At 67.5% G+C, this 17,730-nt stretch carries 14 protein-coding genes; 6 read left to right on the forward strand and 8 right to left on the reverse strand.

The window, feature by feature from the left end; translation table 11 throughout:
* From E4L98_RS10610 to E4L98_RS10635, 6 genes are all read right to left on the reverse strand, one after another.
* On the reverse strand, positions 1-176 hold a 176-nt coding region (locus E4L98_RS10610; RefSeq protein ID WP_205746698.1), incomplete at its 3' end, for a histidine kinase dimerization/phospho-acceptor domain-containing protein.
* Positions 177-291: 115 nt separating this feature from the next.
* Positions 292-1,134, reverse strand: coding sequence for an alpha/beta fold hydrolase (locus tag E4L98_RS10615; RefSeq protein ID WP_135201533.1), 843 nt, complete (start codon positions 1,132-1,134; stop codon positions 292-294).
* 103 nt (positions 1,135-1,237) lie between these two features.
* A complete protein-coding gene (locus tag E4L98_RS10620; protein WP_135201543.1) occupies positions 1,238-2,182 on the reverse strand; it encodes an MBL fold metallo-hydrolase in 945 nt (314 codons plus the stop codon).
* A 159-nt stretch (positions 2,183-2,341) separates the two neighbouring features.
* Positions 2,342-4,693 (reverse strand): tetratricopeptide repeat protein, encoded by a 2,352-nt coding sequence (locus tag E4L98_RS10625; RefSeq protein WP_135201534.1) that lies wholly within the window; start codon positions 4,691-4,693, stop codon positions 2,342-2,344.
* Between the two features lie 6 nt (positions 4,694-4,699).
* The gene (locus E4L98_RS10630; protein ID WP_135201535.1) at positions 4,700-6,421 is read right to left on the reverse strand and encodes an Hsp70 family protein; all 1,722 of its coding nucleotides are present in this window, start codon (positions 6,419-6,421) and stop codon (positions 4,700-4,702) included.
* Between the two features lie 58 nt (positions 6,422-6,479).
* On the reverse strand, positions 6,480-7,103 hold the full coding sequence (locus tag E4L98_RS10635; RefSeq protein WP_135201536.1) for a response regulator: 624 nt from the start codon (positions 7,101-7,103) through the stop codon (positions 6,480-6,482).
* A 283-nt stretch (positions 7,104-7,386) separates the two neighbouring features.
* On the opposite strand from E4L98_RS10635, the gene E4L98_RS10640 reads away from it, so the two are divergent.
* A complete protein-coding gene (locus E4L98_RS10640; RefSeq protein ID WP_135201537.1) occupies positions 7,387-7,971 on the forward strand; it encodes a hypothetical protein in 585 nt (194 codons plus the stop codon).
* Positions 7,972-8,035: 64 nt separating this feature from the next.
* On the opposite strand, the gene E4L98_RS10645 is transcribed toward E4L98_RS10640, so the two are convergent.
* Positions 8,036-9,286, reverse strand: coding sequence for a sigma 54-interacting transcriptional regulator (locus tag E4L98_RS10645; RefSeq protein WP_229257351.1), 1,251 nt, complete (start codon positions 9,284-9,286; stop codon positions 8,036-8,038).
* Between the two features lie 336 nt (positions 9,287-9,622).
* Here E4L98_RS10645 and E4L98_RS10650 point away from each other — a divergent pair, with 336 nt between their 5' ends.
* The 3 genes from E4L98_RS10650 (at position 9,623) to E4L98_RS10660 (ending at position 14,447) form a co-directional block, all read left to right on the forward strand.
* Positions 9,623-10,636 (forward strand): LLM class flavin-dependent oxidoreductase, encoded by a 1,014-nt coding sequence (locus tag E4L98_RS10650; RefSeq protein ID WP_135201539.1) that lies wholly within the window; start codon positions 9,623-9,625, stop codon positions 10,634-10,636.
* Between the two features lie 22 nt (positions 10,637-10,658).
* Positions 10,659-11,819, forward strand: a complete 1,161-nt coding sequence (locus tag E4L98_RS10655; protein ID WP_135201540.1) for an LLM class flavin-dependent oxidoreductase — start codon at positions 10,659-10,661, stop codon at positions 11,817-11,819.
* A gap of 189 nt (positions 11,820-12,008) precedes the next feature.
* Positions 12,009-14,447 carry a TonB-dependent receptor gene (locus tag E4L98_RS10660; RefSeq protein WP_135201541.1) on the forward strand — a complete coding sequence of 813 codons (2,439 nt, stop codon included), beginning with the start codon at positions 12,009-12,011 and terminating at the stop codon, positions 14,445-14,447.
* 89 nt (positions 14,448-14,536) lie between these two features.
* On the opposite strand, the gene E4L98_RS31055 is transcribed toward E4L98_RS10660, so the two are convergent.
* A complete protein-coding gene (locus E4L98_RS31055) occupies positions 14,537-15,601 on the reverse strand; it encodes an ABC transporter substrate-binding protein (RefSeq protein ID WP_267874908.1) in 1,065 nt (354 codons plus the stop codon).
* 231 nt (positions 15,602-15,832) lie between these two features.
* Here E4L98_RS31055 and E4L98_RS10670 point away from each other — a divergent pair, with 231 nt between their 5' ends.
* Both E4L98_RS10670 and E4L98_RS10675 read left to right on the forward strand, forming a co-directional pair.
* Positions 15,833-16,555, forward strand: a complete 723-nt coding sequence (locus E4L98_RS10670; RefSeq protein WP_135201542.1) for a class II aldolase/adducin family protein — start codon at positions 15,833-15,835, stop codon at positions 16,553-16,555.
* Positions 16,556-16,568: 13 nt separating this feature from the next.
* Positions 16,569-17,672, forward strand: coding sequence for an ABC transporter substrate-binding protein (locus E4L98_RS10675; protein WP_229257349.1), 1,104 nt, complete (start codon positions 16,569-16,571; stop codon positions 17,670-17,672).
* The last annotated feature ends 58 nt before the right edge of the window (positions 17,673-17,730 follow it).

Here is a 17,730-nt window from a genome sequence, read left to right on the forward strand (position 1 = left end):
GCGCGCGCCTCGTCCAGCCGCGGCGGATCGTGCGCCAGCAGCGCCAGGCAGGCGTCGGCGTTGAGCGTGACCGCCGCCAGCGGCTGGCGCACCTCGTGCGCGATCGAGGCGGCAAATTCGCCCAGCGCATTCAGGCGCGCGGGCCGCAGGTCGGGGGGAGGGTGTAGGCTGGCCATACGGTGATTCCATGCGGGTGAGTATGGACATCATGCAGCAAACGGCGCAGCCGGGAAATACGGCATAGTTATAACCGCCGGCTTACCCGATCGGGTTAGCCGGCGCTTACCATGCTCAGGACTGGATAAACGCCAGCAGGTCGGCGTTGAGGCGGTCCTTGTGGGTGGTCGGCAGGCCATGCGGCGCGCCCTCGTAGACCAGCAGGGTGGCGTTTTTCACCAGCTTGACGGCGGCGCGGGCGGCGGCGTCGATCGGCACGATCTGGTCGTCGTCGCCGTGCACGAACAGGGTCGGCACGTCGATTTTCTTCAAGTCTTCGGTGTAGTCGACTTCCGAGAACTGCTTGATGCAGTCATAGGCGTTTTTGATGCCGCATTGCATGCCTTGTAGCCAGAAGGTATCGCGCACGCCCTTCGATTCCTTGGCGCCCGGACGGTTGTAGCCGTAGAACGGGATGCTCAGGTCCTGGAAGAATTGCGAGCGGTCTTTCAGCACGCCGTCGCGGATGCCGTCGAACACGGCCATCGGCAGGCCGCCCGGATTGGTTGGCGACTGCACCATCTGCGGCGGCACGGCGCCGACCAGCACGGCCTTTTTCACGCGCGCGCTGCCGTGGCGGCCGATGTAGTGCGCCACTTCGCCGCCGCCGGTGGAATGGCCGACCAGCGTGGCGTCCTGGATGTCGAGCGCGTTGAGCAGGGTGGCCAGGTCGTCGGCGTAGGTGTCCATGTCGTTGCCCTTCCATGGCTGGCTCGACAGGCCGTGGCCGCGGCGGTCGTGGGCGATCACGCGGTAGCCGTGGCTGGCCAGGAAGATCATCTGGTCTTCCCAGGCGTCGCCCTGCAGCGGCCAGCCGTGGCTGAACACCACGGCCGGGCCGCTGCCCCAGTCCTTGAAGTGGATGCGGGTGCCGTCTTCGACGATGATGCTGTCGACCGAGAGTTTGCTGTTGGACATGCGGTGCTCCTAAGTAGTGGGTGAAGGTTGCTGCGTAGGGCAGTGTAAGCAGCGCACGCCAGGAACACCTCTGCCAAAGGATCAGTTCCCCCTTACGGCCGAGTCAGGGCGCCTCGTTGTAGTTAAGCGGCAGCCACTGGTATTCGCCCTGGTGGCGGCGGATGTGGCCGAGGCCGGGGAAGGCGATGTGGGCGGCGGCGATGGTCAGGTGCTGGCCGGCGGCGCGCTGCAGCAGGGCGGCGCGGCTGGCTTGCGCAGCGGCCGCGCTGCTGTCGTACTTGACGCTGGCGGCCGGGTGCGGCAGCTGGATCGGGGCGACGTGGACGATGTCGCCCCACACCAGCAACTGCTGGCCGCCGCTGCTGATCAGGTAGCCGGCGTGGCCTGGCGTGTGGCCGGGCGCCGGCAGCGCCTCGATGCCGGCTTCGAGCGGGCCGAAGGCGGCGTACGGCCGGAAGCGGCCGGCCGCCCGGTAGGGCGCCACGGCGGCCTGGGCGGCGTCGAAGAAGCTGGCCAGGAAGTCGGGCGCGGTGGCCTTGTTGGCCGGCGTCAGCCAATAGTCGGCCTCGGCCTGCGACAGCCGCAGCACGGCGTTGGGAAACACCGCCCGGCCCTGGGCCATGATGCCGCCGGCGTGGTCCTTGTGCAGATGGGTGATGAGGATTTCATCGACCTGCTCGGGCTGGTAGCCGGCCGCGCGCAGGCGGCTCAGCAGCTTGCCGCAGCAGTCGCCGTACAGCGCGCCGGCGCCGCTGTCGATCAGGATCAGCTTGCTGCCGGTGTTGATCAGGAAGGCGTTGATCGAGCCCTGCACCGGCAGCGCCAGTTCGGACGCGGCCAGGTCCTGTAGCGCCTGCTGCGGGCTGATGTCGGTCATCACAGTGTCGACCGGGAACACGTGGGTGCCGTCGGACAGCGCGGTGACTTCGAAGCTGCCGACCTGGATGCGGTAATAACCGGGCGCCTGGCTGTGCGCCAGCGGCGCGGCGGCGTGGACGGGGCCGATGACGGTCAGCGGCAGCAGACAGGCCAGCAACAGGGTGGCCAGGCGGCGCGTGCGCCGGCGCGCGGTGGGGGCGGCAAGGACCGCGGCGGCAGGGACTCGGGCGGCGGGGAAGGGGTAGGGCACGGGGACTCCTTGGTGAGGGTGACGAACGCGCCGATACTAGCGCAAGCGCGGCCGGCTCGCGCCTGTATTAAGCTCAGTTCAGTCGGCCTTGATGCCCATCGCCGCGAACTCGGCATCGACGCCGGCGTCGCGCGTCCGCGCCGCCCGCAGGTCGGCCTGGCCGCCGGTGCTGTCGCCCAGCCGTAACCTCGCCAGGCCGCGACCGAACAGCGAGGCGGGCAGGTCGGGCCGCTGCGCCAGCGCCTGGTCGTAGGCGGCCCGCGCCTCGCGGTAGCGTTGCAGGCGCAGCAGCACGAAGGCTTTGCTGTCCAGCGCGTAAGCGTCGGTCGGCCGCAGCGCCAGCGCCGCCTCGCAGGCCGACAGCGCGGCCGGCAGATTGACGTTCCAGGTCGCCAGTTCCCAGCAATAGTTGTTCAGCTGGCCGGCGGTGGTGGCCAGCGCGCGGGCGCGGGTGTAATCGTCCTGCGCCACCGCCGCCGCGCCGGCCTTGCTGTGGACGATGGCGCGCAGGGTCAGCAGGCCGCTGCGTTCGCCATCGCCGTGGGCGTTGTCGAGCGCCTTGTCCAGCGCGACGGTGGCCTGGTGGTAGTCGCGGCTCTGCAGGTCGAGCCGCACCAATTGGTGTACGGTCGACAGAGAAGGCTGTTTCGACAGCGCGACGGCCTGGGCCAGATCCTGGCGGCGGCCGTCCTGTTCGGCGGCGGGCCGCAGTTGCGCGCGGTACAGATACAGGTCAGCGTCCGGCGCGGCCGCCACGCCGCGGTCGGCGATGGCGCGCGCCGTGCGCGGCTGCTGCCATTGACGGTACATCTGCGCGACGAAGACGTACGCATAGCTGTTGCGCGGGTAGGCCGCCAGCAGCGTCTCGGCCTGTTTGACGGCGTCGGCCCTGCGGTCCTGGCGCACGGCGATCTCGATGCGCTGCCGGTCCACCGGGAAGGCCATGGCCGGGTCGTCGCGTATCAGCCGGGTGAGGTCGGCCAGCGCCTGGTCGTAGTCGCCATCGTCGGTGTAGACGTAGGCGCGGCGCAACCGCGTGAAGGAATGGTCGGGTTCCATTTCCAGCGAGCGGGTGAAGGAGGCGATGGCGGCCACGTACTGTTTCTGGTCGTATTCGAGCAGCCCGCGCGCGCGGAACAGCAGGGCGGTGGATGGGTTGATGGCGGCGGCGGCGTCGAGATCTTTCTGCGCCCGCGCGGCGTCGTCGTTCCACAGGTGGGCGATGGCGCGCAGCGCGTAGGCGGCGTGGTCGCGCGGGTCGCGCCGGATGGCAAGGTCCAGCTGGCCGATGGCGGCGCGGGTGTTGCCCTGGCTGAGCTGTTCGGAGGCTTGCTGGGTGTAGCTCTGGCCCGGCTTGGCAGCGGGCGGCGCCGTGCTGCCGCCGGCGTCACCGCCGCTGTGCGACAGCAGGCGGCCGAGGAAGATCAGGCCCATCAGCAGCAGCCAGACCCAGTTGACGCCGGCGCCGCCGCGCCGCGCCGGTTGCGAACGCCGTTCGCGGGTCAAGCTCAGCGTGCGCTTCCAGCCCGGCAGCGCGGCGTTCAGCGCGCGCCAGCGCACGATGTTGGGCGCGCTGGTGATCAGCGCCAGCCAGTGGGGGTAGCGCGCGATCAGCAGTTCCAGCAGGGACGAGTCGGCCACCAGTTCGCGCGTGCCGGGCGGACGGTCGTCGCGCAGGCGGGCGATCAGCCGGGCCTGGGCGTCGCGCAGTTCGTCCGCTTGCAGGTCGAAGGTGGCGCGTTCGTCGATGGCCGCATCGAGCAGGCCGCCCGCGCGGCCCAGGCTGAGCACGCGCCGGCGGTCCTGGCTCCAGCCGAACACTTTCACGGCCGCCACCAGCAGCGCTTCGTGGCCCGCCTGCCAGCCGTCGACCAGTAGCATGGCGACGTGGCGCTCGAAGATGTCGCGCGCGCGGATGTTGATCAGGCGCGGATCGTCGAGGCTGAATCGCAGCTCGCGCTGCCACGGTGCGTCGGCCAGCGCCGGGCGCTCGGTGACGATGGACTGGCAGCGCCGCTGGAAATCGGCAAACACGGCGGCGCCCAGCGCATCCAGGTCGACCTCCGGTTGGGCGCCCAGCGCGTCCGGGTTGACCGCTGTGCCGGGTCCGGCCGTGGCTGGCGGATGCCAAGCGGCGCTGCCTGCGCTCGCGGCGGACGGCGCGGCGGCATCCACGTCCAGCCCGCCGCCCGTCGCGTCCGACAGTTCTGAGGGCGCTTGCGCCGCAGCGGCCGCGTGAGCCCGCGCCATCGCCCGATGCCGCAGCCATTGCAGCGCCGTGTCGTAGGCTTCGCGCAGACTCTGGAAGCCGGCTGGATCGGCCTCCTGGTCGACCTGCTTGAGTTCTTTCGCATATGCGCGCCGCACCGCGCGCTCGTCGGCGTCATCATTCAGCCCGAGCCGTGCCAAAAACGGAAGTGGTTCGCTCATGGCGGCCTACAGCGGATCGTGGAGCGGCTGGGTGTAGCTGTGCTGCTCGATGTCGTCGAGCGCCGTCTCGAATCCCTTGCGCGCCGGATCGACGTGCCGCTTGTCCTGCGTCTCCAGCGCCTGCTCGAACGCGCGGATCTGCGTCCCCAGCCACTCGCGCTGCTGGCCGCGCAGCTGCTGATACAGGCGTTCGGCGCGCGCCAGCAGCGTGCGGTGCTCGATACGGTCGCGCGGGTGGATCTTCAACTCGGACAGCTTGAGGAAGCGCGCCGCGATTTCGTCCTCGCTCAGCAAACCGGGATTGCCTTCGATGACCAGCGTGTGCTTCTGCTGCGTGCGTACGACGGTGGCCTCCACCTGCAACAGACCGTTGACGTCGTAGGTGAAGCGGATGTCGACCGTGTCGGCGCCGTGGCGCTGCTCGGGCAGCGCGCAGAGCATCTCGCCCAGGCGGATATTGTCCTTGGCCATGCGCGCCTCGCCCTGGTAGACGTGCAGCTCGATGCTGCGGTGCGTGTCGTTGAGCGGCTGATAGGTCTTGACGCGGCTGACCGGCACCGGCGTGTTGCGCTCGATGATGGGATCGAAATGGCCGGACGAATAACTGCCGTCGCCCAGCCGCACCGCGATCTCGATGCCCAGCGAGTAGGGCGCGACGTCGGTCATCACCACCTCGTCCAGCGCGGCGTCACGCATCTTCAGGCCGGCCTGCACGGCGGCGCCCAGCGCCACCACCTCGTCCGGATTGATCTCGCACGACGGGAAGCGGCCGAACATGCGCGCCACCAGCCGCCGCACCATGGGCATGCGGGTGGCGCCGCCGGCCAGTACCACGTTGTCCAGCTCCGCGCTGCGCAGGTTGGCGTCGCGCAGCGCGCGCTCGACCGGATCGCGCAGACGGCGCAGCAGCTCGGCGCCGATGCGCTCCAGCGCCGCCTCGTCCAGCGCCAGCGCGTATTCCTTGCCCTGTTGCGCGATGCGCATGGTGGCGGTGGCCGATTCGCTCAGCGTACGCTTGGCCGCCTCCGCCTGCGCGCCCAGGCGCTGCATGAAATACGCATCGCTGCGCAGCGACGCCGGCAACTGGTGGTGCAGGAAAAAGTGGTTGACCAGCGCATGGACGAAATCTTCGCCGCCCAGCGTGTTGTCGCCAGCCGAGGCGCGCACTTCCATCACGCCCTCGAACAGGTCCAGCACCGAGACGTCGAACGTGCCGCCGCCGAGGTCAAACACGAGGAACTTGGTTTCGCTGTCGCGCAGATGGATGCCGTAGGCCAGCGCGGCGGCGGTGGGCTCGTTCAGCAGGCGCTCGACCTTGAGCCCGGCCAACTGGCCGGCAGCGCGCGTGGCCTTGCGCTGGGCATCGGAGAAATACGCCGGCACGGTGATGATGGCCTCGGTGACCGGCTGGCCCAGCGCCGCCTCGGCATCTTCCTTCAGCGCGCGCAACACCAGCGCCGACAGTTCCTCGGGCCGGAATTCGCGGTCGGCCAGACGGATCTGCCGGTCGCTGCCCATGTAGCGCTTGAACACGGCGGCGGTGCGGTCGGGATGGGTCTGCAGACGCTCGCGCGCGGCGCGGCCGACCAGGATGCTGCCGTCGTCGTCCAGGCTGACGCAGGACGGCGTCAGCACCTCGCCCAGGCTGTTGGGAATCAGGCGCGGTGCGCCATGCTCCCAGACCGCGATCAGACTATTGGTCGTACCCAGATCGATCCCGACAATCATGTTGGCTTCCGGAAAAATTAAAAATACTACCACGGAACGCCGGCATGTGATGCTTTTGCTAACTCAGGTGCACCAGCCCGCGCCGCGCGGCCACCATCGCCGCCTCGGTGCGGGTGCAGACGTTCAGCTTGCTCATGATGCTCTTGACGTGGAACTTGACCGTGCCGACGCCGATGCCGGCCGCGCGCGCGATCACCTTGTTGCTCATGCCGGTGGCCAGGTGCACCAGGATGTCGCGCTCGCGCGGCGTCAGGTGGTTGCCGTGGATGCGGCTGGCCAGCTTGACCGCCAGCTCAGGCATCATGAATTTTTTGCCCTGCAGGACCGCGTGGATGCAGGCCATCAGGTCGTCCAGCGGGGCGTTTTTCAGCATGTAGGCATGGGCGCCGGCGCGCATGCTGCGGTCGGCGTCGTCCTCGCCTTCGTGGCCGCTGAGGATGATCACCTTGGCGCCGGGCTGGCGTGCGCGGATGCGGCCGATGGCCTCGACGCCGTCGCAATCGGGCATGTTCATGTCGAACAGCACCAGATCGGGCCGCAGACGCTCGCACATCTCGACCGCCTGGGCGCCGTTGCAGGCCTGGCCCAATAGCGTGAACTGGCCGTCCGCCTCGATCAGCGCGGCCATGCCGGCACGGATCAGCGGGTGGATATCGGCAATGACGACGGAAGCGGTATGCATGGTGGGCTCTCCTGATGAGTTGATGGGGATATTCTCGTCAAGCCGGCCCGCTGCGTATAGTTATACAAAGGTATAGGCGGGGTAGGGACTTGGTATGAGCAAACGTTGCAAATTGCGCCGGGAATACACAGGGGGGCCCCCGCATCCGCGTCTGTGCGGCGACCTGTCTCGTTTGCGTGTCTCGTTTTGTCTCGTTTATTCGCGTTTGAACTTTGTGCAGTGCGGGAGGTCCAATAGAGACAGAACGCGCACAAACGAGACGAAACGAGACAGGAGAACGAGCATGAACGCCGCACGGGACGATTTTCTGCCACCCCATACCCTGCACCAGCTCAGAACTTTTCTGCGCATCAACCGCAGCACCTTGTCACCACAGGAAGTGCTCGTTACAGCCGTCGAGGAATGGATAGCGCGCCAGCGCACCAGCGAATCGACGCGCGGCTACCAATGGAAGGAAGTCTTTCTACCCGAGGGCACCAGCGTGCGCATGACGTATGACGGCGAGGCGTATTACGCCAGAGTCGTCGGCGATGAACTGCTGTTCCGCGATCGCGCCGTCTCGCCCCGCGAGATGACGATCGCCATCGCCAAAGATGGTCGCAATGCCTGGCGCGATCTGTGGCTGCTGTTGCCGGGCGAGCGTCAGTGGATCAATGCCGCGCGCCTGCGCATGCAACAAAACCAGCGGCTCGCAAAACTCCCGGTTTCGCAAGCCGATGCGCTGAGCTCGGCCGCCAAAGCCATGAGTCAGGCGCTGAACGCCGCCGTCACGCTGATCGAACACGTCGATTACCAGACCACGACCGTGCTCGACCGCCGCATGCCCCGCACCCGCCGCAAATACGACATGCTGGAAGACATATCGTGAGCCTCCACAAACCTCCGGCGTCGGCAATTCGATATGGCGGGCCAGTGACGTCCCCCGATACTGGTTAGACGATAACTTCGGCTTTTTTCAGATACGTGCGCAAGATGTTCCGGCTGATGTTCAGATGTCTGGCGGCGCGCACCTGGTTGCGCTGGCAATGCTCCCAGGCGGCCAGGACCAGTTCCTGCTGCAGCGACTCGAACGCGATGGTTTCGCCGGAGGCGAGCAGGGCCTGCCAGGCGTTCAGCAGCCCCCCGGCGGCACTGGCGGTGTGCGCCACCGGTGGCGATGACGCCATGTCGCTGGCGTGCCACGGCGGCTTGGCAGGCGAGGACGCAGCGTACGATCCGGGAGGCGGCTGCCAGCCGGCATGCTGGGCAGCCGTTGCCCCGGCATACGTCACCGCCGCTGCTGTCTCCGCCACCGCCGCCGTAGCATGCTGCGCGTTCGCCCCGTTTGTCGACGGCTGCGCGGCGGCATGTGCGTTCGCTGCTGTCGCCGGCACCGCCGCCGGGGCCAAGGCTGGTGCGAACCCTGGGTTGCTATGCCAGCCCGGCAGATTCAGCTCCGCCGGCGACACCAGCCCGGCCCGCGACAGCAGCACCGCGCGGTGCATCACATTTTCCAGCTCGCGGATATTGCCCGGCCACGGATAAGACAACAGCGCGCGCTCCGCCTCCGGCGTCAGCCGCGCGTCGTCTACCTGCAGCCGGCGCGCGTAGGTCGACAGGAAGTGGTGCGCCAGCGGCAGCACGTCGCCACTGCGTTCGCGCAGCGGCATCACCGGCAGCGCGATCACCTGCAGACGGTAATACAGATCCTCGCGGAAGCGCCCGGCCCGCACCGCCTCCGACAAATCGATATTGGTGGCCGCGATCAGCCGCACGTCGATCGGCACCGCGCGCCGCGCGCCCAGCCGCACCACCTCGCGCTCCTGCAGCACGCGCAGCAGCTTGACCTGCATCGCCAGCGGCAGATCGCCGACCTCGTCGAGGAACAGCGTGCCGCCATGCGCGGTCTCGAACCAGCCGGCCTTGCCCTGCGACGCCCCGGTGTAGGCGCCGCGCTCGTAGCCGAACAATTCGCTCTCGATCAGCGTCTCGGAAAACGCGCCGCAGTTGATCGCCACGAAATCCGCATTGCGGCGCCGGCTCAGCGCATGCACATGACGTGCCACCAGCTCCTTGCCGGTGCCCGTCTCGCCGGTGATCAGCACCGTCGCCTCGCTGGGCGCGACCCGTTCGATCACGTCATGCAGCGCCTGCGTGCGCGGATCGGCAAACACAAACGCCGTGGCCCGCACCATCAGACTCATTTGCTGCGCATCGCGGAAAGCGATCAGCGGCGTGGTGCCATCCTCCTCGCCCTTGGCGAGATTGGCGCTGCGGGCGAATTCCGCGGAGAAGTTGTGTGCGAGGAGTTCCATGCATTGAATATAGCGTGCCGCGCCACCGGCCGTGAACGAATCATGCCAATCATGCTTATCCGGATTTGGCATAAGCTGCAAGCCTGTAGCGATTGCAACAGCCGCTGTTGCGCCAGCAGCAGTGTGCTGGCGCGGCACCACCAGCAGTGCCGAAATCGGCCCGCTTCGGCTGGCACGCTTCATGCGACCTGTAGCACCAAGCCCACATCCACAGGAGGAAACCGCATGAGCATCGAATTCATCTGGCAGTTGCCGACGGCCGGCGACGGCCGCTACGGCGCCGCCGCCACGCTGCGCCGCGGCGAACGCGGCGCCGGCCAGCGCCCGCCGTTCACCGACGGCGTCACCGACCCGCGCGGCGCCACGTTCACCTACTTCGATTACGCCCACCAGGTCGCGCGCGCCGCCGATATCTCGGGCTTCGACGGCCTGCGCGTGCGCCACGACTTCAATGGCGACGACAGCTGGATCGTGGCCGGCTACCTGGCGCGCGGCACCCGCCATATCCGCCTGCTGACCGAATTCGAAGCGTCCTGGGGTTCTTCGGTGTATGCCGCCAAGAACGCCGTCAGCTTCCAGCGCGCCACCAACGGCCGCTTCGCCTGGCAGATCGTGCAGGGCGCCGACGCGGCCAGCCGTCGTCAGCACGGCGACAGCCTGCCGCAAGACGAGGTGCTGGCGCGCATCGACGAATTCATCACCGTCGCGCGTGGCGTGCAGACCAGCGCGCCCTATACCTTCAAGGGCGATTACTTTGAAGTGCTGGATGGCGGCTTCCGCGGCCCGCTGGCCGGCAATCCCGTGCCGCCGGTGTATCTGTCCGGCGCCAGCGAGGCGGCGCTGGCGCTGTCGGCGCGCCAGGCCGACGTTCACCTGTTCGACGCCATCCCGGCGGCAGAGCTGCAAACCGCCATCGCCGCGCTGCAACAGCAGGCCGCCAGCCACGGCCGCCAGGTCGCCGCCGGCCTGCAGCTCGGCATCCTGGCGCGCGAAACCGAAGAAGAGGCCCGGCATGACGCCGCCCGCTACCGCGCCCAGGCTGGCGACGGCAGTCCCTTGCCGCAACTGGTCGGCAGCTACGAGCAGGTGATCGCCACGCTGGCCGGCTATGCCGACGCCGGCGTGACCAGCTTCGTGCTGGGCGCCGTGCCCGCGCTGGAAGAAGCCTACCGCATCGGCGAACACATACTGCCCGCGCTGCGCGCGCGCCTGGCACCGGCCGACCGGCAGGCCGCCTGACCCCCTCACACAGGACACCAACATGACCATCGATATTTTCTGGCGCATCCCCACTCACGGCGAACCGAGCTCGCACCGCGCCCGCACGCCATTCCGCGGCGACTGGTTCCCCGGTAACGACCACCTGCGCAAGGCCGGGCTGGGCGGCGGCGGCGGCGACGGCTTCAACTACCTCGACTACATCGCCGAAATCGCCCACGCGGCTGAAATCTCCGGCTTCCAGGGCGGCCTGATACCGTCCTTCCCGATGACCGACGAACCGTGGGTGATCTCCTCGCTGCTGGCGCGCGAGACCAGCACCTTCCGCTTCATGATCCCGTTCCAGCCCGGTTTCCTCAACCCGGTGGTGGCGGCGCGCATGACCGCCAGCCTGCAGCGCGCCACCGGCGGCCGCGCGCTGTACAACGTCATCACCGGCGGCGGCGGCCCGGCCCAGCTGTGGTGGGGCGACTCGGCCGGCCATGACGACCGCTACACCCGTACCACCGAATTCCTCGACGTCGTGCGCGGCGTCTGGCGCGGCGGCCCGTTCTCCTACCAGGGCAAGTTCTACCAGGTGGAGAACGCCGGCCTGGCGCACCCGCTGTCGGAACAGGACTTCCCCGAGATTTACTTCTCCGGTTCCTCGGACGCGGCGCTGGCCTCGGCCTCGAAGCACGCCGATTACTACCTGACTTGGCTGGAGCCATTCGACCAGCTGCGCGAGAAATTCCGCCGCGTAAAAGAGAAGACCGATCTGCTGGGCCGCAAGATCAGGTGCGCGGTGCGGGTCGACATCATCGCCCGTCCGACCGAAGAGGAAGCGTGGGACGAAGTGCGCAAGGGCTTCGACAACGTCTCGCCCGAGACCTTGCGCCAGTTCCTCGGCCAGGATGGCAGCGATTCGGTCGGCGCGGCGCGCCAGCGCGGCAACCGTCCGGCCACCATCAACAGCTACAAGGATCTGATCACCGAACCGAATGTGTGGTCCGGCTTCAACCTGTTCCGCGGCGGCCAGACCCAGGGCATCGTCGGCAGCTACGAGCAGGTGGCCGAGCGCCTGGACGACCTGGTGCAGCTGGGCGCCGATGCCTTCATCCTGGCCAGCACGCCACACCTTGAGGAAGCCTACCGCGTCGGCGAGGAAGTGCTGCCGCTGGTGCGTGGCCACAGCAACCCGCAACTGCTGCGCGCCGTCGGTTAATCGCGCGCGCCACCGGGGCCCGGATCGCCGCGAGGCGTCCGGGCCTTGTGCTTTTGCGCGCACGGCAGGCTGCGCGCAATCCAGCAGCACTGCTGCGAAATCAGCAGAAAGCCCGTCAAATCAGGCGAAACGATCGGGCACGGAGCTTGCGAACCGCTAGACATCTCTTCACTCACCATAAGGATGTGTATGCGCAGTTCCAACATAGTTCCGTTTCCGACCCGGCCAGCCAGTCCGCGCGCCAGGGCCCAACCCAGACTGACCGTGCTGCTGCGCGAAATGCATGCCGCCTTTGCCATCGCCATGGGCGGCGGCGCCTTGCTGATGGCCGGCCTGGCCCATGCCACCGACACGCCGCCGTCCAGCATTCCCGGTACCGGCGCCGGCGGCACGCTCGAGGATGGCGCCGACGACACTGCCAATGAAGCCGGCGCCGCGGCCTCGCTGCAGGTGGTCACCGTCACCGCGCAAAAGCGCGAAGGCAAGGTGCAGGAAGTCCCCAGCGCGATCACGGTGCTGGGCGGCCAGCAGCTGCTCGATAACGGCATCGGCCGCTCGGCCAGCGAAATCCTCAACTACGTGCCGAACGCCTCGGCCGGCACCCAGCAGCACGGCCGGCCGCGCTGGTGGATACGCGGTGTCGGCGCCGGCCAGCAGCAGATCGACTTCCCGAATCCGGTCGGCTTCTACCTGGACGACGTCTACATCAGCAACTCCACCGCCACCGGCTTCCCGCTGTTCGACGTCGAACGGGTCGAAGTGCTGCGTGGCCCGCAGGGCACCCTGTGGGGCAAGAACACCACCGGCGGCGCCATCAACATCATCTCGCGCAAGCCTGGCGACTACACCGACGGTTACCTGAAAGCCGATTACAGCAGCCACGAAACCAAGCTGGTGGAAGGCGCCATCGGCGGCGCGCTGAAAGAGGATGTGCTGAACGGCCGGCTGTCCTTCCACTCAGAGAACCAGAGCGAAGGCCCGTTCCACAACCGCTACACCGGCAAGCACGATGGCGCCTTCCACGACAACGCCGCGCGCGGCCAGTTGCAAGCCAAAGTCAGCCGCGATCTGAGCGCCAACCTGAATCTGCACTACCGCGACTACAAATCCAGCGGCGCCATCACCACCACCGGCAGCTACGCTGCCAACGGCATCTACCGCAATGGCTACGCGCCGAGCACCGACAGCGAAGACGTCAGCACCAACGCGCCGACGCTGACCGCCATCAAGCAGGGCGGCGCCAACTTGAGCATCCAGTATGATCTGGGCCGCTACACGCTGAGTTCCATCACCGGCTACGAGGACTTCAAGACCGACACGCTGGGCGACAGTGACAACACGCCACTGGAAATCAGTCGCGGCTGGAGCAAGGCCAACAGCCACCAGTTCTCGCAGGAGCTGCGCCTGGCCAGCGCCCGCGATGAGAAGATCAGCTGGGTGACGGGCCTGCATTACTTCAACGAGGGCATCAACTCGGCATCGGCCACCGCGCGCCTGACCAACGACATCGCCGGCGCGCTGGCCGGCAGCACCCAGCCGGTTGGCTACAACGCCACCACCTTCACCCACAAGACGCGCAGCTTCGCGCTGTTCGGCAGCACCACCGTGAATTTCACCGACCGCTGGCTGGCGACGGCCGGGCTGCGCTGGACCACCGAGACCAAGGATCTGAACCTGAAGCGCATCCAGGCCGCATCGGGCACGGTGACCTTCGGCAGCGCCGCCGACTGGTGGCAGACGGTGAAAGGAGGGAACTACACGGCGGCCTCGGTGGCGAACAACAACTTCATCTCCACGCCATCCACCACCTGGCGCGCCTGGACCTACGACTTCACGCCGGAATACAAGATCACCGAACAGGCGCGCGCCTACTTCAAGTATGCGCACGGCATCAAGTCCGGCGGCTACAACACCGGCGCCAGCGACGTGCGCGCGCTGAACACCGTCGCCCCCGAGAAGCTGGATTCGGTGGAGCTGGGCCTGAAGTCGGAGTGGCTGGAGCGGCGCCTGAACTTCAACGCCAGCGTATTCCATTACGATTACAAGAACGTCCAGGTCAACATCACCGGCGTGTACAACGGTGACCCGACCCAGAGCGTGGCCTACCTGCAGAACGTCTCCAAGGCCCACGTCAACGGCGCCGAGCTGGAAATCGAAGCGCTGCCGTTCGACGCGCTGCACCTCAACGCCAATGTCGGCATCCTGCGCACGGAGTTCGACCAGTTCGACATCCAGAACAACGGCGGCAACCGCAACGGCAACGAGTTCGTGCGCTCGCCGCACCTGACCGCGTTGCTGGCGGCCGACTACCGCATCGCGCTGGCGAACGGCGGCAAGGTGGTGCTGTCGGGGGACGTACGCTACACGGGCAAGCAGTTCTATTATGTCGATCCGCAGAGCGACGCGCGCTACCTGCTGAACCAGGCCGGCTACACGCTGATCAACGCGCGTGCCAGCTACACGCTGCCGGGCGGGAACCACGTGTTCACCGTGTACAGCAACAACCTGGGCGACAAGGTGTACAAGAACCACACCCTGACCAGCTACGTTCCCGCCACCACCAACGGCGACACCATCTACTGGGGCCAGCGCCGCACGGTGGGCGGCTCCTACACCTACTACTTCTAAGGCCCGCCGTCGTTCCCGCGCAAGCGGGACCCATACAACGCGGGTGGCCTGTTCAGCACGGGTCCTCGCTGGCGCGGGGACGACAGGGCTTAAGCCGCAGCGCGGAACGACGATTGCAAACGCAAGCGGGCTTCCGCCAGCGGCCCGTGGTCGGCCCATGCATGGACATCGACATCGCGGTCCAGCAGACCGTGAATCAGCTGGAAGTTCTTCTGCTGCGCGAACAGCGCCAGACGCTCGGCCGACAGATCCGGCGCCAGATCGAGATGGAAGCCATCGCGATACGCCTCCACCACGCTGTCGGCCGAGCCGCGCGTCTCGTCCTGCAGGATGCGGCGCAGCTCCGCCAGATTGTGCCTGGCCCACTCGGCCGCGCGCAGGGTCTGGGTCAGGAAGCGCACCACCAGCTCACGGTGATTGCGCAAGAAATCCTCATGCACCGTGATCGGCCGCGGCGTGCCGTTATTCACGCGGAAGCGCTTTTCAGGCAACTGGTCGATATCGATCCCCACCACCAGCCCGGCCTCGCGCGCCGCCTGCGCCGCCGCCGCCCCCTTCACGTACACCGCATCCACCTCGCCGCGGTTCAGCGCCGCGATGCCTTGCCACAGGCCGCCGCCCAGATCGCCGCGCCGCGCCCAGTCGCCCGGTTCACGCGCTCGCCTCTCCTCCTCCGCCAGTTCGACCAGTTGCGCGTCCTCCAGCGTCAGGCCGGCCGCCGCCAGCACGCCCTTGTAGCCGGCCAGGCTCATGCCGCGCGCGATGCTGTTGCCACGGCGGTTGCCGGCGATGTCTTCGGCGCGGAACGGCGGCAGCGCCAGGCGCTTGCCTTCCAGGTCCGCCGGCTTGCCGATGCCGGAGCCGGGCCGCACCAGGATCGACTGCCACTCGTCGATCCAGGTCAGGCCGATCAGGCGCGTCGGGGCGCGTTGCGCGTACGCCGGCAGGGCCAGCAGGTTGCCGCCCTCGCGTATCAGCGTATCCAGCTGGTGGTCGTAATGATGTTTCGCCAGCGCGCCGCCGGCTTCCTGCAGCGTCTTGACGGCGATGCCGTCGGCCGCGAATTCCTGCTCCAGCCAGCCCAGTTTATACGCCAGGCCGGTGGCGGTGGGGACGGGGCAGCGGGTGAACCAGATGGTTTCGGGTGTGCTCATGTTGTTCCTTCAGGGTTGTAGGTGATGCTGAGTCGAGCAGAAAGCGTGCCGGGCGTTGTCACGCCGCCGCGCCGCCATCTGCTGGCTGCGCAGCAGGGCGGCAGCACCAGCCGTCGCGACCTGCTGATTGCGCAGCAGTTGCTGCTGGCTGCCGCCACTTTCCGGCCTTCCCGCGCTGGCACAGCGATTGCACTATCTGTCCAGGCAAACCCTCAACCCTAGGAGAATCCCATGACTGACACCGTAACCACCCGTCTGAGCGAAGAGGTGCTGGCCTTCGCCGAACAAACCCGCAAGCAGGCGCAGATTGCCTTCGACGCGCTGCGCAGCACCGGCAGTCTGACCGCCTTCGGCACCGTCGGCTTCGTCGAGCGCGTGCCGGGCGAAGAACTGGTGGTGATCGTCAACGATCCCGGCCCGTTCCGCAAGGGCGAGCCACTGGTCGCCTCGGTGCTGGGCCTGGACGGCACCGTCTACGCCGGCAACAACGGTGGCGGCGGCAATCGCTATCTGAAGCTGTTCCGCACCCACGCCGACATCACCACCATCTCGCACGTGCACTCGCCGTCGCTGGGCGCGTGGGCGCAGACCCACCGCACGCTGCCGATCCGCTATGTGCCTGTGCAGCGCTTTCAGCTGGTGCGCGAGATCCCGATCTACATCGACCGCCGCCAGCCGGAGGTCGACTTCATCCTCGACCAGATCGAAAAGAACCCATACAACACCGCCATCCTGGAAGCCAACGGCGGCGCCACCGTATGGGGTAAACAGGGGCTGCTGAAAACCGCCGAATTCATATTGCTCCTGGAGGAGGGCGCGAAGATCCAGATCGCGGCGGAAGCCATCGGCGGCTCGCGCGACTTCGGTCCCGGCGTGCTGCGCCAGCAGTGGAAAATGAGCCCGCTGTACGAAAAGGCGCGCGAACTGCATCTGCTCCCAGCCACCGATCTGTAAGGAGAACCGCGCGATGTTCGATGCATTTGTTGTGCAGCGCCGCCGCGCCCTGGCGGCATGGGGTCTGATGGCGGCGGCGATCGTGGGCGCAGCCGGCTCGACCTGCGCGACCGCAACGCCGGCGGCCGGCTTGCCGGAAGCGGTGCGGATCGCGGCCGTGGCCCGCAGCGCCAACGTCAACGCCAACGGCGGCAAGGTCTTGTTTGCCGGCTCGTCGGCCATCGTCGCCAGCCAGGGCTGGCTGGCGGCGGAACTGGCCAGGCTGGGCGTCAGGCTGGAATGGGTGCCGGTGACCACCAATTCGGTCGCGGTGCAGGTCAACGAGGCGTTTGCCAACAAGTCGATCGACTTCGCGCAGTATGGCGATCTGCCGTCGATCATCGCCAACGCGTCCGGCTTGCAGACGCGATTGGTGGTGCCGGGCGGTAGTCTGAATAACACTTACCTGGTGGTGCCGTACAACTCGACGGCGCGCTCCATTAACGATTTGAAGGGCAAGAAGATCGCCCTGCATCGCGGCCGGCCGTGGGAATATCCGTTTTCGCGGCTGCTGGCGGCCAACGGCTTGAAAAACACCGACGTCAAGCTGCTCAACCTGAATCCGCAAGCCGGCGCCGCCGCGCTGGCCAGCGGCAGCGCCGACGCCTTCTTCACCCTGAGCGACGCCTTCCTGCTCGAAGATAAAAAGATCGGCCGCGTGATCTGGGCCAGCAAGACGCCGCCGCAGGACTGGAAGATGCGCGCCGAAGTCTGGGGCAGCGCCGACTTCCTGGCCAGATATCCGCAAATGGCGCAGCTGGTGGCCACCGCCTACGTGAAGGCGCACCAGAGCGCCAGCGTGGACAATGGCCGCGACGACTATATCCGCGCCGAGGCGGCGGCCGGCCAGCCGGAAAGCGTGGTGCGGCGCGAGCTCGAAGGCGACAACCGTCCGTGGAAGGCGCGCTGGTCGCCGCTGCTGACGGAGGAAGTCAAGGCGCATTACGCGGCCGAGGCGGAATACGCCAGACAGGCGGGCCTGATCTCGAAGCCGCTGGACACCGGCCACTTGTACGCGCCGCAGTTCGTGCAGCAAGCGCTGGTCGACCTCAAGCTGCAGCAGTATTGGGCGCCATGAGTTCCATCATCTCGACTCAGGCGCCGTCCGCCCGCGCGCCGGTGCGACCGGCGGCGTC

The organism is Duganella callida (genome assembly GCF_004614165.1).
Lineage (GTDB): Bacteria > Pseudomonadota > Gammaproteobacteria > Burkholderiales > Burkholderiaceae_D > Rugamonas > Rugamonas callida.

Excerpts from the sequence above, each read along its gene's own strand:
- E4L98_RS10655 (WP_135201540.1), top strand. The coding sequence starts at position 10,659 with ATGACCATCGATATTTTCTGGCGCATCCCCACTCACGGCGAACCGAGC.
- E4L98_RS10670 (WP_135201542.1), top strand. The coding sequence starts at position 15,833 with ATGACTGACACCGTAACCACCCGTCTGAGCGAAGAGGTGCTGGCCTTC.
- E4L98_RS10650 (WP_135201539.1), top strand. The coding sequence starts at position 9,623 with ATGAGCATCGAATTCATCTGGCAGTTGCCGACGGCCGGCGACGGCCGC.
- E4L98_RS31055 (WP_267874908.1), bottom strand. The coding sequence starts at position 15,601 with ATGAGCACACCCGAAACCATCTGGTTCACCCGCTGCCCCGTCCCCACC.
- E4L98_RS10625 (WP_135201534.1), bottom strand. The coding sequence starts at position 4,693 with ATGAGCGAACCACTTCCGTTTTTGGCACGGCTCGGGCTGAATGATGAC.
- E4L98_RS10675 (WP_229257349.1), top strand. The coding sequence starts at position 16,569 with ATGTTCGATGCATTTGTTGTGCAGCGCCGCCGCGCCCTGGCGGCATGG.
- E4L98_RS10660 (WP_135201541.1), top strand. The coding sequence starts at position 12,009 with ATGCGCAGTTCCAACATAGTTCCGTTTCCGACCCGGCCAGCCAGTCCG.
- E4L98_RS10645 (WP_229257351.1), bottom strand. The coding sequence starts at position 9,286 with ATGAGTCTGATGGTGCGGGCCACGGCGTTTGTGTTTGCCGATCCGCGC.
- E4L98_RS10635 (WP_135201536.1), bottom strand. The coding sequence starts at position 7,103 with ATGCATACCGCTTCCGTCGTCATTGCCGATATCCACCCGCTGATCCGT.
- E4L98_RS10630 (WP_135201535.1), bottom strand. The coding sequence starts at position 6,421 with ATGATTGTCGGGATCGATCTGGGTACGACCAATAGTCTGATCGCGGTC.
- E4L98_RS10615 (WP_135201533.1), bottom strand. The coding sequence starts at position 1,134 with ATGTCCAACAGCAAACTCTCGGTCGACAGCATCATCGTCGAAGACGGC.
- E4L98_RS10640 (WP_135201537.1), top strand. The coding sequence starts at position 7,387 with ATGAACGCCGCACGGGACGATTTTCTGCCACCCCATACCCTGCACCAG.